The organism is Brevundimonas sp. Root1423, from assembly GCF_001426805.1.
Map to the genome: position 1 here is coordinate 141998 of NZ_LMFL01000034.1, position 14770 is coordinate 156767.

Annotated in this window: 17 protein-coding genes and 3 pseudogenes; 6 read left to right on the top strand and 14 right to left on the bottom strand. The window is 68.6% G+C overall.

Going from position 1 to position 14770, the window contains the following annotated elements:
* Positions 1-9 precede the first annotated feature (9 nt).
* The 4 genes from ASD25_RS19200 to ASD25_RS19215 form a co-directional block, all read right to left on the bottom strand.
* Positions 10-1365, bottom strand: coding sequence for a hypothetical protein (locus ASD25_RS19200; RefSeq protein WP_056619689.1), 1356 nt, complete (start codon positions 1363-1365; stop codon positions 10-12).
* A gap of 83 nt (positions 1366-1448) precedes the next feature.
* Positions 1449-2897 carry a sensor histidine kinase gene (locus ASD25_RS19205; protein WP_082572516.1) on the bottom strand — a complete coding sequence of 483 codons (1449 nt, stop codon included), beginning with the start codon at positions 2895-2897 and terminating at the stop codon, positions 1449-1451.
* Positions 2894-3574, bottom strand: coding sequence for a response regulator transcription factor (locus tag ASD25_RS19210; protein WP_056619692.1), 681 nt, complete (start codon positions 3572-3574; stop codon positions 2894-2896). Before ASD25_RS19210 ends, ASD25_RS19205 begins: the two co-directional genes overlap by 4 nt.
* Entirely contained in the window at positions 3575-3883 is a 309-nt protein-coding gene (locus ASD25_RS19215) for a hypothetical protein (protein ID WP_056619693.1), read from the bottom strand.
* A gap of 254 nt (positions 3884-4137) precedes the next feature.
* Between ASD25_RS19215 and ASD25_RS19220 the strand changes: the two genes are divergently transcribed.
* The gene (locus tag ASD25_RS19220) at positions 4138-4542 is read left to right on the top strand and encodes a hypothetical protein (RefSeq protein WP_056619696.1); all 405 of its coding nucleotides are present in this window, start codon (positions 4138-4140) and stop codon (positions 4540-4542) included.
* 61 nt (positions 4543-4603) lie between these two features.
* On the opposite strand, the gene ASD25_RS19225 is transcribed toward ASD25_RS19220, so the two are convergent.
* Genes ASD25_RS19225 through thiD form a run of 3 tightly spaced genes read right to left on the bottom strand, consistent with a single transcriptional unit; the run spans position 4604 to position 6803 of the window.
* Complete coding sequence (locus ASD25_RS19225; protein ID WP_056619697.1) at positions 4604-5422, bottom strand: PhzF family phenazine biosynthesis protein; 819 nt, start codon at positions 5420-5422, stop codon at positions 4604-4606.
* Positions 5422-5949 carry a nucleotidyltransferase family protein gene (locus ASD25_RS19230; RefSeq protein ID WP_056620106.1) on the bottom strand — a complete coding sequence of 176 codons (528 nt, stop codon included), beginning with the start codon at positions 5947-5949 and terminating at the stop codon, positions 5422-5424. Before ASD25_RS19230 ends, ASD25_RS19225 begins: the two co-directional genes overlap by 1 nt.
* A 50-nt stretch (positions 5950-5999) precedes the next feature.
* A complete protein-coding gene (gene thiD, locus ASD25_RS19235; protein WP_056619700.1) occupies positions 6000-6803 on the bottom strand; it encodes a bifunctional hydroxymethylpyrimidine kinase/phosphomethylpyrimidine kinase in 804 nt (267 codons plus the stop codon).
* Positions 6804-6886: 83 nt separating this feature from the next.
* On the opposite strand from thiD, the gene ASD25_RS19240 reads away from it, so the two are divergent.
* The 4 genes from ASD25_RS19240 to ASD25_RS19255 are packed head-to-tail and all read left to right on the top strand — an operon-like array spanning position 6887 to position 8737.
* Positions 6887-7198, top strand: coding sequence for a helix-turn-helix transcriptional regulator (locus tag ASD25_RS19240; RefSeq protein WP_056619702.1), 312 nt, complete (start codon positions 6887-6889; stop codon positions 7196-7198).
* Positions 7195-7749 (top strand): SRPBCC family protein, encoded by a 555-nt coding sequence (locus ASD25_RS19245; protein WP_056619706.1) that lies wholly within the window; start codon positions 7195-7197, stop codon positions 7747-7749. Before ASD25_RS19240 ends, ASD25_RS19245 begins: the two co-directional genes overlap by 4 nt.
* Entirely contained in the window at positions 7746-8219 is a 474-nt protein-coding gene (locus ASD25_RS19250) for an SRPBCC family protein (protein ID WP_200943672.1), read from the top strand. The genes ASD25_RS19245 and ASD25_RS19250 overlap by 4 nt, the downstream gene beginning before the upstream one ends.
* Positions 8216-8737: an SRPBCC domain-containing protein gene (locus ASD25_RS19255; RefSeq protein WP_056619708.1), complete on the top strand. Its 522-nt coding sequence runs from the start codon at positions 8216-8218 to the stop codon at positions 8735-8737. Before ASD25_RS19250 ends, ASD25_RS19255 begins: the two co-directional genes overlap by 4 nt.
* Here ASD25_RS19255 and folP read toward each other — a convergent pair.
* Genes folP through ASD25_RS19275 form a run of 4 tightly spaced genes read right to left on the bottom strand, consistent with a single transcriptional unit; the run spans position 8658 to position 11704 of the window.
* The gene (gene folP, locus ASD25_RS19260) at positions 8658-9473 is read right to left on the bottom strand and encodes a dihydropteroate synthase (protein ID WP_056619711.1); all 816 of its coding nucleotides are present in this window, start codon (positions 9471-9473) and stop codon (positions 8658-8660) included. The two genes, ASD25_RS19255 and folP, sit on opposite strands and share 80 nt — an antisense overlap.
* Positions 9470-9775 carry a transcriptional regulator gene (locus ASD25_RS19265; RefSeq protein WP_156389381.1) on the bottom strand — a complete coding sequence of 102 codons (306 nt, stop codon included), beginning with the start codon at positions 9773-9775 and terminating at the stop codon, positions 9470-9472. The genes folP and ASD25_RS19265 overlap by 4 nt, the downstream gene beginning before the upstream one ends.
* A gap of 3 nt (positions 9776-9778) precedes the next feature.
* Entirely contained in the window at positions 9779-10423 is a 645-nt protein-coding gene (locus ASD25_RS19270) for a hypothetical protein (RefSeq protein ID WP_056619714.1), read from the bottom strand.
* Between the two features lie 60 nt (positions 10424-10483).
* Positions 10484-11704 carry an acyltransferase family protein gene (locus ASD25_RS19275; protein WP_056619715.1) on the bottom strand — a complete coding sequence of 407 codons (1221 nt, stop codon included), beginning with the start codon at positions 11702-11704 and terminating at the stop codon, positions 10484-10486.
* 300 nt (positions 11705-12004) lie between these two features.
* Here ASD25_RS19275 and ASD25_RS19280 point away from each other — a divergent pair, with 300 nt between their 5' ends.
* The gene (locus tag ASD25_RS19280) at positions 12005-12421 is read left to right on the top strand and encodes a GreA/GreB family elongation factor (RefSeq protein WP_056619716.1); all 417 of its coding nucleotides are present in this window, start codon (positions 12005-12007) and stop codon (positions 12419-12421) included.
* Between the two features lie 65 nt (positions 12422-12486).
* On the opposite strand, the pseudogene ASD25_RS19285 reads toward ASD25_RS19280, so the two are convergent.
* The 3 pseudogenes from ASD25_RS19285 to ASD25_RS19290 all read right to left on the bottom strand — a co-directional run.
* Positions 12487-13605: pseudogene (locus ASD25_RS19285) on the bottom strand (ATP-dependent metallopeptidase FtsH/Yme1/Tma family protein); the annotation flags it as partial.
* A 1-nt stretch (position 13606) separates the two neighbouring features.
* A pseudogene (locus ASD25_RS32200) lies at positions 13607-13913 on the bottom strand (AAA family ATPase); the annotation flags it as partial.
* Position 13914: 1 nt separating this feature from the next.
* Positions 13915-14728: pseudogene (locus ASD25_RS19290) on the bottom strand (AAA family ATPase); the annotation flags it as partial.
* Positions 14729-14770 lie beyond the last annotated feature (42 nt).

Below are 14770 nucleotides of genomic sequence, written 5' to 3' on the forward strand. Positions count from 1 at the left end.
TGTAGCCGATCAGGCGGCCCGCGACGAGGCCCCGCCGACGCCCGAGGGCCCTGCGGCGACCGCGGCCCGACGCCGCACGGTGCGGGCGGCCTCGGTCGCGGCGATCAGATCCAGACACTGGGCCGCGAACGCGATGATCTTCATCGCGCGGGCCTCGTCGGGCGCTTCGCCGTCGTTGATCATGCGCAGCACCTGATCGGCATAGTCGGTCAACCGGGCGGTCAGAGCCTCGACCAGAGCCTTGCGGTCGGACTCGCAGCCGAAGGTCGAGGCCGGTCCCCGCACCGACCCCACCAGCCGCAGCAGGCTGCGCGCGGCCAGAACGATGTCGCCGTCGATGGGCGCGTCGAGTTGGGGTGCGTTGCGGGTCATCCGGCCGCTGGTCTGGACCCGCTCCCACGGCAGGGCCTGATCCACGGCCTTGTCGGCGGCGCGCAGCAGTCCCGACAGCCGTCCGGCGATCAGCACGCGGCCGTCGCGCACCGACTTGCCCCAGACGCTCTGCGGATTGAGCGTCAGCGTCACGTCCAGTTCGGCCAGCACATTCGCGCACCAGGTCAGGTCGGCGATCACGTCCTTGGCCCGCGCGATGTCGGCGGCGGGCTTGAAAGCCGCGATCCGGGCGGCGCGCTGGTCAACGCCCGCGATCAGCCGGTCGACGAAGCCGGCCAGTTCCGAGGCGCTGAGAAAGTCCTCCTGCTCGACCGCGGTCGAACTCTGGGTGAGGATCCGCAGGATCAGGACCGCGTCCTCCAGATGTGAGAACAGGATTTCCAGCACGCGCTGGCTCCCGTCCGATCGAATGCCGGCGCAATCCTTGAGCAGCAGCCGCAGTTCGGCGACCTGGTCGCCGTCGGGGCGTTTCAGCCAGACCTCCAGCGAAGGCAGGGCGCGGCGCGCCATGTGCGACAGGTCGAGGCAGGCGGCCAGATCCTCGAGACCGGTCAGGCGCGCAGGATCGCTCCCGCCGGGCCAGACCAGATCGGGCGTGTCGCGCACGATGGCGGCGGCGGCCAGACAGATGCGGTCGGCGACCATGACGGAGGGCTCTTTGCCATCGAGGCGGGACAGCAGCTCGGGTTCGCGGGCGCTGGCGGCCTTCCACAGCCGCGGCAACACCGCCGGCGGGAAGGTCAGGGCCTCGACGCCGTCGGTGCGCGCCCGGAACATGGGCGTCAGCGGGGCCATCACGAACTGACGGCGCACGCGGTCACGCTGCTCGTCCGCCAGCATCATGCGCAGTTCCGCCGCCCGCCCTCCCGGCAGGGGCGCGACAGCGGCGGACACGGTCCTGAGCATGGCGTCCGGGCACCGCTCCAGCAGGGCGGCGAGCGCGACCTTGTGGGCGACAGTCAGCCCCGACATTCAACAATCCCTTGGCCGGAAAACGCCGACCGTCTCGGACAGTGCACGGTCAGGGTTAACAACCGTTATTCACGGACCCGGGATCAGGCCTCGGCGGCGGGCAATTCCAGCAGCACCTTGAGCCCGCCCAGATCGCTGTCGGCCAGGGTGATGCGACCGCCGTAGGCCCGCGTCAGCTCAACGACGATCGACAGACCCAGACCCGAACCCGGCGTGGTCTCGTCCAGACGCGCGCCGCGTTCCAGGGCGGCCTCGCGCTGCTCGGCGGGCAGGCCGGGACCGTCGTCCTCGACCACCACGACCATCTGGCCCAGGCCCGTGGGACCGGCCGAGATCCGGACCCGCCGCTTCGACCATTTGCAGGCGTTCTCGATCAGATTGCCGAGGATCTCCTGGAGATCCTGCCGCTCTCCGCGGAAGCCCAGCTCGTCAGGCGCGCGCCAGTCGATCTCGACGCCCTTGCCTTCAAAAACCCGCTCCAGCATCACGGCCATCTCGTCCAGCACCTCGGCGATCGGCGTGCGCTCGCCCAGCAGCTGGGCGCGGGCGGCGGCGCGCGCGCGGCGCAGATGGTGGTCGACCTGGGCCTTCATGACCTCGGTCTGTTTGCGCACCAGATCAGGCAAGGGTCCGGTCTGCGACCCCGCCTCGGCCAGCATGACCGACAGCGGCGTCTTCAGCGCATGGGCCAGATTGCCGACATGGGTTCTCTGGCGCTCGACCGTTTCCTGATTGTGGTCCAGCAGCCGGTTGACCTGTTCCGCCAGTGGCTGGATCTCGAGCGGATAGTTCCGGGCGATGCGCGCGATCCGGCCCTTGCGCACATCAGCGATCTCGTTGCGCAGGGCGAACAGGGGGCGCAGGCCGACCTGGACCTGAAGGAAGACAGCGATCACCAGGCCCGCGCCGAGGATCAGCAGGGCGCTCCAGGTGACCGTCGCGAACTGGCGGGTGTCATCCTCGATATTGGTGCGGTCCACGGCCGCCATGAAGACCAGCGGCTCGCTGCGTCCGGGCAGCGACTTCAGGCTGGCGGCGACGCGAAGCGGTTGACGCAGCGGGGGACGAAGGAAGCCGGGATCGTTGTAGCTGATGATCGTGCCCGAGGACGCGCGGAGCTGGCCCGGAAGATCGTGCGGAACGGCCAGCCGCTCGCCCGCCAGCGAAGGGGATCCGGCGATGAAACGCAGGTTATTGTCCCCGTCCAGTTCCGCGACGGCCCAGTATTCGCCCGACAGGGCGCGGTTGGTCTTGGCGTCGCTGATCTCCGCCACCACGATCCCGTCTGGTGTGGCGTTGGTGGCGACCACCACCTCGTCGATGGTGTCGGACAGCATGTTGCCCAGCCGGCGGAGCGCGGATTCCTTGTACTGGGTGGTCAGGGTCCAGCCGGTCAGAACCAGGGCGATGACGATCCAGGCCGAGGCCAGCCAGATCAGACGGCGGGTCAGACTCTTTCCCGGACGGCCGAACCAACGGCCCCAGGTCCGGGCGGCTTCCGGAGCCGCGTCGCCCCCCGCCCCTTCGGTCACGCCGCCTCGGACTCCCCGGCCAGCGGCGTCAGGCGATAGCCGAGGCCGCGCACGGTCTCGATGCGATCGGAGCCGATCTTCTTGCGCAGCCGTCCGACGAACACCTCGATCGTGTTGGAATCCCGGTCGAAGTCCTGGTCGTACAGGTGCTCGACCAGTTCGGTGCGGCTGATGACCCGACCCTGATGCATCATCAGATAGTGCAGCAGCCGGTATTCCAGCGAGGTCAGGCGCAGGGGCTCGCCATTGACTGTGGCGCGGGCCGCGCGCGGATCGAGCCGCAGCCCGCCGCACGACAGCGTCGCCGAGGCGATGCCGGCCGAACGCCGCAGCAGCGCCCTCAGACGGGCCAGCAACTCCTCGGTGTGGAACGGCTTGGTCAGATAGTCGTCGGCCCCGGCGTCGAAGCCCGACACCTTGTCCGACCAGGCGCCGCGCGCCGTCAAAATCAGCACCGGCGTGGTCTTGCCGTCGCGACGCCAGCGTTCCAGCACGGAAACGCCGTCGATCTTGGGCAGGCCCAGATCGAGCACCACGACGTCATAGGGTTCGGTGTCGCCGAGGAAATGCGCTTCCTCGCCGTCCGCGGCGTGATCGACGGCATAGCCGGCGTCGCCAAGGGCGAGCTTCAGCTGGCGCGACAGATCAACGTCGTCCTCGACAAGCAGCACGCGCATTCAGCGTTCTCCGATGACCCGGCCGGTCCGGCCGTCAACCATGATGTCGGCAATCCGGCCGCCGGGATACTCCCAGCGCACCACAATAGTCCCGCCCCGGTCACTGGCGCCGAGGAAACGGCCCGGACGGCCCGACGAGGCGCGTTGCACGGCGTCGCCGATGCTGACACGCGGGCGCTCATCCCGCTGGAGACGTTCGTCCTGCTGCGGCTGCCGATCGGCGCGCGGACCACGGTCCTGCGCGACCGCCTGCGACAGCGGCGCGGCGGCGATCAGGGCGGCAAGTCCTATGGCGGAAAAGCGGATCATGGGCCGAGGTTTAGGCTCCAGCCTCTGAACGCGGGCTGAACAGCCAGCATAGACATGTTTTACGATTCCGCGCCGCCCCCTCGCACGGGCGTACAGACAACCGTCCACATGAAGCCCGACCGCGCCTTACGACGATTTCACGCCGATGAACGGTAGCTGACACAGCCCGTTCAGACGGGGCTCACGTGGTAAATGCTTTCTTCGTCTCAACGCCGGCCACCCCGGTCCAGCGTGAACCGCCAAGGAGACGACAGATGAAGAAGTTTCTCATCCCCGCCATCGCCCTGGCCGCGGCCTCCGTCGCGGTCCCCGCCATGGCCCAGAACTACGGCTCGCAGGATCGCGGCCGCTACGAGCAGGATCACCGCGGTGATCGCGGCGACCGGTACGAGCGGGACAACCGCGGCGGCTGGCAGTCGATCTCCCAGCGGAAATACCAGCTGGACCGCCGTATCGACGTCGGCCTGCGCAACGGCTCGCTGAGCCGCCGCGAGGCCACGCGCCTCAAGACCGAGCTGAACGCGCTCGTCCGTCTTGAGTACAGCTACCAGCGCGGCGGGCTCAGCGCCCGTGAACGCGCCGAGCTGGACCGTCGCTACGACAACCTGTCGAGGCAGGTGCGTGAAGAGCGCCGCGACCGCGACGGCCGCCGTTACTAGGGCCTGACCTTCCTCCCCGGAGGTCCGAGGGGCGCGATCCGAAAGGGTCGCGCCCCTTTCCTTATTCGGCGAGGCGCAGGCGGCTTTCGATGACTGTGACCGCCTGTCCGCGAAGCAGGACGCGGTCGCCGCGCACCTCGGTTTCGATGTCTCCCCCCCGTCCCGGAAACACCTGCCTGAAACGCACAACGGGACCGCCGAGCTTGTCCGCATACATCGGCCCGAGGATGCAGTGGGCAGATCCCGTGGCCGGATCCTCGCCGATACCGCAGCCCGGCGCGAAGAACCGGTCGACGACGTCCACATCGTCGGACCGTTCAGCGAGGGCGCAGACAATGACCTGCCCCGCCTCCCCTGCCTCGCCTTGAAGAGAAGCGAGGGCGCGGATATCCGGCGCAACCGTCCCCACCGCCGCCGCATCGGCCAGCACGGCGACCAGATAGCGGCCCGCCCAGACCTCGACCGGCTGGACGCCCAGAGCCTCGATCAGGCCGGCGGGGGCGGTCTCGCACCGGCGCGGCGGATCGGCGGGGAAGTCCATCTCGTAGCCCGAGGCCGCGCAGCTGACGATCAGCGGCCCCGAGCGGCTGTCGAAGATCACCGCCTCGACCTCAACCCTCGTCTCGGCGATCAGCACATGGGCTGCCGCGAGCGTTGCGTGCCCGCACAGATCGACCTCCCTGCCCGGCGTGAACCAGCGCAGTCCGAACCGGGCGGGGTCGGCGGTCCGGAGCAGGAAGGCGGTCTCCGCCTGATTGTTCTCCTTCGCCAGCGCCTGCATCCAGTCGTCGGACGGCCACCGGTCAAACGGCTCGACCACGCAGGCGGGATTGCCCCTGAACGGGGCGGCGGCGAAGGCGTCGACGGTCCACTGGCGCATCAGGCTCGTTCCGGTTCGATGACGGTCAGCTCCGGCCACCGCGCCCGCGCGCTTTCGACCGCCCGGGTCCAGCCCTTGGCCGGCTCGCGCCGAGGGTTCGGGCGCAGGACCATGTCGAACATGTCCTCCAGTCCGAAGGGTGCGGCGACGCTGATTGCGTCGTCCTTCTCCAGCCGTACGCCAACCGCGAACGCCGGGGCCACGAATCGCGCCAGCGCCTCGTCGGTCCCGGTCAGGGCTTCATAGTCCTCGCCAAAGCGGTCGCGGAACCACAGATGGACCCGCGCCTGATTGCGGACCTCGACCAGATCGCGGAACGGCGGATCGAACGCAGCCGCGACCCGCTTGATGAACACATCCTCGGCGTCCCAACTGGTGTCGGGATCGAAATAGCCGATGTCATAGTCCTTGATGCCGTAGCCGACAGGCCGTCCGGTCGCATTGTTCCAGACCCCCTGATAGACGGCGCCTGAAAATATCCGCCAGTCCGGCAGGTCCAGCGCCCGAACCGTCCGCAGCACATGCATCAGGTCTGGATTGGCCCGGACGATCAAGGCGAGTCGGGTCTCCAGATCGCTCACTTGTCGCGCCTCATCGGCCAGCCGTGGTCCAATGGCCCATGCCCGCCGCCCAGCCCCGGCGCGCGGCGGATAGCCTCTGCGACATAGGCCCAGGCCTCGGCCACGGCCGCCTCAAGCGGCAGGCCCTTCGCCAGCCCCGCCGCGCACGCGCTGGCCAGGGTGCAGCCCGTGCCGTGGGTGTGGCGTGTGTCGACGCGAGGACCTTCCAGCAGCGTCTCGCCGGTGGGCGTGACCAGCACGTCGACGACGGTCTCGCCAGCGATATGCCCACCCTTCATCAGCACCGCCTGCGCCCCCAGACCCAGCAGGAATTCCCCCGCCCGCCGCTGGCCGTCCAGATCGACCACGTCCAGACCGGTCAGGGCCTCAGCCTCCGGCGCATTGGGCGTCAGCAGAGCGGCGCGCGGGATCATCAGCGACTTGACCGCCGAGACAGCGTCATCCGCCAGCAGGCTGTGTCCGCCCTTGGCGACCATGACCGGATCGACGACCGCCGGGACGGGCCAGCTGTCCAGAATGGCCGCGACCCGCTCCACCACCTCGCGTGAGCCCAGCATCCCCGTCTTGATCGCATCGGCCCCGATGTCGTCCAGAACCGCCTTCGCCTGCGCCTCGATCAGGTCCAGCGGCAGCGGATGGACACCGTGGACGCCCAGGGTGTTCTGCACGGTGATCGCGGTGATGGCCGTCGCCGCATAGCCGCCCATGGCGGTGACCGCCTTGATATCGGCCTGCACGCCCGCCCCGCCGCCCGAATCCGAGCCGGCGATGATCAGGACGCGTCCGAGGTGCGAGGTCATGCGCGCTGGATGACCAATCCGCACCGAAACGGCAAGCCGGATTGTATATTGCATTTCGGCTATATTGCCATTAAACGATCTTCATGCACGCCGCCCTGCAAGCCCTGTCCGAACCGCACCGGATGTCGATCCTTTCGATGCTGGCCGATGGAGAACGGCCCGCCGGCGACTTCGTCGACGCCCTGCCGATCAGCCAGCCGACGGTGTCGAAACACCTGTCGGTGCTGCGCGAGGCCGGACTGGTGACCGTGCGCAAGGACGCCCAGCGGCGGATGTACCGCCTCAACCCCGCCCCGCTGGCCGAACTGGATGTCTGGCTCTCCCGTTACCGCAGCCTGTGGAGCGGCAAACTCGACGCGCTGGAGGCGCATCTCGACAAGGAGTTTCCCCAATGACCGAGACCCTGAACCCCGCCCGCCTGGACGCCGACGCCGGAACCTGCCGCCGCATCGACGGCGGCTGGGAAATCCATTTCGAACGCCGGCTGCGCCATTCGCCCGAACGGGTGTGGAAGGCGCTGACCACCCCTGAAGGCCTCGTCTGCTGGCTGGCCGAGGCCGACATCGAGGCGACGCCGGGCGGCCGCATGGAGCTGAATTTCCGCCAGCCCGACCACGACTTCATGCCGGACACGCCAGAGAAGCGCCGCCAGTCCAACGAGGTGCTGGTCGTCCAGCCCTTCACCCGGTTCGAGCACACCTTCGGCAGCAATCCGGAATCGGTCGTCTCCTGGCGGCTGGAGCCCGACGGCGACGGCACGCATCTGACGCTGGTGCATCGCGTGCCGGAATCCTGGGCCGACGCGCGCAAGAACGTCCTCGGCGGCTGGCATCATCACATGGAGGGTCTGGACGACGCGGTGCGCGGCGTGCGCCATCCGTGGTCGTGGGACCGCTGGTTCGCCCTCCGCGACGCCTACGCCGCGGGGCTGGAGGGCGCGGCGTGACCGCTCCCGTCGCCAGCGCCTGCATGCTGATCCGGCGGCCGGCCGGCGAGGTGTTCGAGGCCTTCGCCGATCCGGCGGTCACGTCCCGCTTCTGGTTCACAAAGGGCTCGGGACGGCTGGAGCGAGGCGCCAAGGTCCGCTGGGACTGGGAGATGTATGGCGTCGGCACCGATGTGCTGGTCAAGGCGGTCGAGCCGGGCCGCCGCATACTGATCGACTGGGACACCGCCGACGCGCCGACCGAGGTCGAATGGCTGTTCGAGGCCCGCGGCGCCGACACCTTCGCCACCGTCGAGAACCGCGGGTTCGAGGACAGCCCGGCGGGCGTCGCCAAAGCGCTCGATTCCACGGGCGGCTTCAACCTCGTGATGGCGGCCGCGAAATTCTGGCTCGAGCACGGGATCGATCCGCGCATCATCGAGGACGCCCACGCCGCTCACCGCCTCCCGGAGTGGATGGGGCGCGCATGACCGGGCCCGCCGTTCGCGTCGAGAAGCTCTTCCGCCATCCGCGCGAGCGGGTGTTCGACGCCTTCCTCGATCCCGCGCGCGTCGGCCAATGGCTGTTCCACACCCCCGACGGCGTGATGGAGCAGACCGACTATGATCCCGTCGTCGGCGGGTCGTTCGCCGTCTTCGAGCGGCGCGGCGCCGACCTCGCACGCCATTTCGGCCGCTTCGTCGAGATCGACCGGCCCGACCGCATCGTGTTCGACTTTTGGGTCTACGAGGCGCCGGAGGAGCCGACCCGCGTCACCGTGACCTTCTTGGAGGACGGCGACGGCTGCGTCGTCGTCCTGAGCCACGACCTGGCCCCGGCGTGGGCGGCGTACGCAGAACGCAGCGCTGCGGGCTGGACGATGATCCTCGACAGTCTGGAACGGGTCGTTCGCGCAGGTAAAGGGGGTTCTAGACCCTCAGCGCATCCCTCACCGCCGCCTGCGTCTTCAGCGCCTGCACCGTTTCGCGGACGTCGTGGACGCGGATGATCCCCGCCCCTTGCCGCGCCGCTTCGAGCGCCAGCGCCAGCGAGCCTCCCAGACGGTCGCCCGCATCGGTCGCCGTCGGATCGATCGACTGGATCGTGCGCTTGCGGCTGGCGCCGTACAGCACCGGAAAGCCGGTCGCCGTCAGTCGGTCCAGATGCGCCGTCAGGGCCAGATTATGATCCGCCGTCTTGCCGAAGCCGATGCCGGGATCGAGCCAGATCCGCTCGCGCGCCACCCCGGCGGCCATGGCGGCCCCGGCCCGGGCGGCCAGCCAGTCCGCGACCTCGGCGACGACATGGTCATAGGCCGGCGCGTCCTGCATGGTCCGCGGCTCGCCCTTCATGTGCATCAGGACGACGTCGCAGCCGAGGGACGCCGCGGTTTCCAGACTGTCCGACGCATGACCCAGCGCGCTGACGTCATTCCACATGGTCGCCCCCGCAAGGACGGCGGCGCGGGCGACCTCCGGCTTCATGGTGTCGATGCTGATCGGCCCGGCCCAGCCGGCGGCGCGCAGGCCCGCAATGACCGGAGCGGTGCGGGCGATCTCCTCGTCCGCGTCCACGGGATCAGCGCCCGGCCGGGTGCTTTCGCCCCCGATATCGAGGATGTCCGCCCCCTGCTCGGCCAGCATCAACCCGTGCGCCACCGCCGCCCCGAGGTCCGCCAGCCGTCCGCCGTCCGAGAAGCTGTCCGGCGTGACGTTGACGATGCCCATGACCTGCGGACGGCTCATTCTTCCTTGCCCCCGATCAGGCTGCCAAGAGCGTCCAGATAGGCGGAGAACGCCTTGCGCCCGGCGTCGGTGATCGACACCCGGGTCAGGGGCTTGTTGTCGCGGAAGCTTTTGTCGATGGCCACATAGCCGGCCTTTTCCAGAGTCTTCAGATGGACCGACAGATTGCCCTGGGTGGCCTCAAGCACGGTCTTCAGCTCGGTGAAGTCGGCGGCGTCCGAGTCGGCCAGATAGACCATGATCCCCAACCGCATGCGGCCGTGAATGACGTCGTCGATCCGTCCGAGATCGGCCAGCCCCATGGATCAGACCGCCCTCGACCCGGCGCGGGCGTCGCGGAACATGATCCAGCCCGGCAGGGCGAACAGCAGGAACAGGGCGACGGTGCAGACTCCGAGGTACCACAGGGGCTCGCGGACGAGCACGCCCAGCGCCACGGCCGTGACCCAGCCCCCGAGCGCCGTGGCCAGCATCCAGCCCCTCCGCTTCAGCGTCCACGCCATGTACCAGGCGGCGGCCTGAAGGGCGAAGACGATGGCCGCGTAGTAGAGCCAGATGGCGAAGTCGTTGTCTCTCACGGCGCCGATCGCGAAAATGAGGATCACCGACACATTCGCCATGCCGGTGGCGCTGAAGGCGGCGCTAAGGGTGCGGGCGGCCATGGGGCCGCGCTGCGAAAGACCGTCCTTGCGGTCCTTCAGGATCGCCCAGGTCAGGATCGACAGGAAGCTGACGCTGATCAGGGCGACGAAGACCAGATTGGCGAGGTCGGGCCAACGGATCAGTCCCGCCGCCTGACCGACGTGGAAGAGACACTGCAACCCGTACAGCAGCCCGCCGGCCAGATAGGAGACGGCCAGCGTCATCGGCGGGCGTCCGCCGCCCTCGACGATCGACCGCATGAAGGCGAGATCGTCTTCTGGCGAATGCAGTTTCGGCTTGGCGGGCATGAGGCGATTCTCCGGGGCCGGCTCGCCCTTGGGGTGGACGAGCCGGAGGGTGTTGGCAAGCTATTCGGCAGGCGCGAGCGCGGGCTGCGGTGGTCGACGCCAGGGGACGCGGCGGCCGTTGAGCCACTGGCCGACGAAGGTGTGGCGGACCAGAAGTTCATAGGACAGCAGGCTGACCGTCATGGTCCCGCCGATGACCACAAGCAGTTTGACGAACCAGGGCCAGGTCTCGTTGATCACCAGAATCTGCCCGACCATCACCAGCGGCAGATGGACGATGTAGACCCAGTAGGAGGCGTCGGAGAGGTATCGGCGGACGGCGCTGTATCCCGAGGCGAAACGCAGGGCCAGCGACAGAGCCGCAAAGGTCGAGGCGAAGACGGCCAGGGCCATCACCGCCGCCAGCGGCGCCTTCAGGTTCAGGTCGGTCACGGGCGCCAGGCTCGGGACCGGACCGCCTGACATGAACAGCGCCGCCGTCCCGACGCCGAGCGCCAGAACCGTGAACACCGGCCACAGCCGCTCGATCCGGCCCAGCAGATCGCGGCGGCGGTCCAGCAGGAAGCCGAGACCGAACGCGCTCCCGAAGGCGGTCAGGGCGACGGGGTTGGGAACCAGTCCGGTATCCGGCGTCGGAATGCCGAAGAACGGCGTCCAGTTCGGGGCCAGCCAGAAGGCGACGGCCAGCGGCGCCGCCAGCACGACCGGCGTCCACGGCCCGATCAGCGCGCCCGTCAGCCGGTCGACGAACCGGCCCCAGCCGCCGTCACGATCCATCAGGGCGAAGGGCGCACGCAGGATCAGCATGGCGGCGTAGAGGATCAGCAGCACATACAGGAACCACAGATGGGTCAGCGGAAAGGTGCCGACCGTCAGAGGCGGCGGAGGCGGGCCGTCGGTTGGGATCGTCCCGCCGTTGCGGATCGCGGCCATCCAGATCACCCCGGCGATGATGGCCGCCAGCACCGGCGTCCAGAAGGTCGCCAGCGGTCCGGCGATGCGGACCAGACGATCCTTGACGAAGCCGAACGTCCCGCGCCGGCCCAGCATCATATGTGCGAACAGGCCGGCGATCAGGAAGAAGCTGGTCATCCGGAACAGGTGGATGGCGAAGAACAGGACCGCGGCGGCCGGTGAGTTGTCGGTGTCCGGCACGATCCAGATCGTCACCGGAAAATACGACATCGACGCATGCAGGACGACGCCCAGCAGCAAGGCGGCGGCGCGCAGGGCGTCGAGCCCGTGCAGACGATCGGTTTGGTGGATTTCAGATGACGGCATGACGCCCTCCCCTCGTTTGGACGAAGGTCGTATCTCATAGACTGGTTTATAATGCAAACATGTCTATGCGAAGACCTGCTTGCCCGGTCCGGTTTGACTTCCCCCGCCCTTGGCCTAGCCTGTCCGCATGTCTGGAAGGTCCGAACAGGGTCGGTTGCTGAACCACGCGGGACGCCTCGTCGCAGGCGGCTGACCCCGGGGCGACGACGCGCGTCGCGCTCCGGGGCCGCCTGCCGTCATCCTTCACAGACACGGACCGAAAGCGCCCCGGCGCACGCGTCCCCATTCCGGAACAGCCCCATGCCCCTCCACACCACCTCCGCCGCGCCCGCGCCCCTGCCCGCCATCCACCTGACCGCCTCGGACCACGCCCTGCTCTCCGGCCTGCTCGGCGACGCCCCCGCCGAGGGCGCGCCGGGCCTGCTGCAGCAGGAGCTGGCCCGGGCGACCGTGCACAGATCCGGACGACGGATCGCCACCGTGGGGCTGAACCGCTGGGTCCACTACGTCGACGGGCACAACAGCCGCACCCGCCGGATCAAGATCGTTCTGCCGGATCAGGCGGACATCGATCGCGGCCTGATCTCGCCCCTGTCGCATGTCGGCGCGGGGCTCCTCGGACTCGCCGAAGGCCAGTCCATCGTCTGGCCCGATCCTGCCGGCCGCACCCGCAAGCTGACGGCCATCCTGATCGAGGATCCGGAAGAACTGATCTGAGGGACGAACAAAAAGGGCCGGGGAGCGATCCCCGGCCCTTCCATGTTTCAGCGCGCTGCGGCGGTTCAGTGAACCGTCTGCACCTCGACCGACGTGCCGTCCGACACCGGCGTGATGGGCACCGACACCGACGGTCCGGCGTTGGGGAAGTTGCTCTCGTCGCGGTTCGGGGCGAGGCCCTTCTCCAGCAGGTCCTTGATCTCCTGACCCGACAGGGTCTCGTACTCGAGCAATGCCTGGGCCAGGGTCTCCAGATCGGCGGCCTTGTCGGTCAGGATCTGGCGGGCCTCGTCCCAGCCGGCGCCGACGATGCGCTTGACCTCGGAATCGATGATCCGGGCCGTCTCCTCCGAGACGTTCTGGCTGCGCGCGACCGAGTGGCCCAGGAAGACCTCCTGCTCGTTCTCGCCGTAGGCCACCGTGCCCAGGATGTCCGAAAAGCCCCATTGCGTGACCATGCGGCGCGCCAGTTTCGAGGCCTGCTGGATGTCCGACGACGCGCCCGAGGTGATGTTCTCCTTGCCGAAGATCAGCTCCTCGGCCACGCGCCCGCCGGCCATGATGGCGATGCGGTCGACCATCTGCTGGTACTTCATCGAGTAGCGGTCGCCTTCCGGCAGCTGCATCACCATGCCCAGCGCTTGGCCGCGCGGAACGATGGTCGCCTTGTGCACCGGATCGGCCATCTTGACGTTCATGGCCACGATGGCGTGGCCGCCCTCGTGATAGGCGGTCAGGCGGCGCTCTTCCTCGTTCATGGCCATGGATTTGCGCTCGGGCCGCCCTCGTGATAGGCGGTCAGGCGGCGCTCTTCCTCGTTCATGGCCATGGATTTGCGCTCGGCGCCCATCATGACCTTGTCCTTGGCGTCCTCGAAGTCGCGATGGGTGACCATGCGACGGTCCTTGCGGGCCGCCATAAGGGCCGCCTCATTGACCAGATTGGCCAGGTCGGCGCCCGAGAAGCCGGGGGTGCCGCGCGCGATGGTCTTGACCATCACGTCCGAGGCCAGGGGCACATCCTTCATGTGGACGCGCAGGATCTTTTCGCGGCCGTTCACATCGGGGTTCGGCACCACGACCTGACGGTCGAAGCGGCCGGGACGCAGCAGGGCCGGGTCCAGCACGTCGGGACGGTTGGTGGCGGCGATCAGAATGATGCCCTCATTGGCCTCGAAGCCATCCNCGGTCGAAGCGGCCGGGACGCAGCAGGGCCGGGTCCAGCACGTCGGGACGGTTGGTGGCGGCGATCAGAATGATGCCCTCATTGGCCTCGAAGCCATCCATCTCGACCAGCAGCTGGTTCAGGGTCTGCTCGCGCTCGTCATTGCCGCCGCCCAGTCCGGCGCCGCGGTGACGGCCGACGGCGTCGATCTCGTCGATGAAGATGATGCAGGGGGCGTTCTTCTTGGCCTGTTCGAACATGTCGCGCACGCGGCTGGCGCCGACGCCCACGAACATCTCAACGCGGAATAGCCACGATCGTCGAGCCGNCGCGGTGACGGCCGACGGCGTCGATCTCGTCGATGAAGATGATGCAGGGGGCGTTCTTCTTGGCCTGTTCGAACATGTCGCGCACGCGGCTGGCGCCGACGCCCACGAACATCTCAACGAAGTCAGAGCCCGAGATGGAGAAGAAGGGCACGCCCGCCTCGCCCGCGACGGCGCGGGCCAGCAGGGTCTTGCCGGTGCCGGGAGGGCCCACGAGAAGCGCGCCCTTGGGAATCTTGCCGCCCAGTTTCTGGAACTTGCCCGGGTCCTTGAGGAAGTCGACGACCTCCTGCAGCTCCTCCTTGGCCTCGTCCACGCCGGCGACGTCGTCGAAGGTCTTGCGGCCCTTGTGCTCGGTCAGCAGCTTGGCCTTGGACTTGCCGAAGCCCATGGCCCCGCGCGCCCCACCCTGCATCTGGCGCATGATCAGCACCCACAGGCCGATGATCAGCACGAAGGGCAGCAGGCCGATCAGGGCGCTGACCCAGATCGACTGACGCGTGCTCTTGGTGTCCACCTCGGCGCCCGTGGCGGCGATCGTGTCCAGCAGGGGGCCGTTGGGGAGGGGCGTGGTGACGGTGACGACGCGGTTGTCCTTCAGCGTGGCCTTCAGGGTCTCGCCCCGCGCCTCGACGCTGGCGATGTCGCCCGCATCGCGCGCTTTCAGCAGGTCGGAATAGGTCATGACCTGGGGCCGTTCGGCGGCGGCCTTGGCGCCCGCGGGCGCGGCGAGGCCGCCGGGGCGGCTCACAGCCACATAGAAGGCCATGGCGCCCAGGATGATGACGCCCCAGATGGCGAAATTGCGCAGGTTCATGCTCGTCTTGTTCCTCGGGCGGGGAACGCCCCGTCACTGATG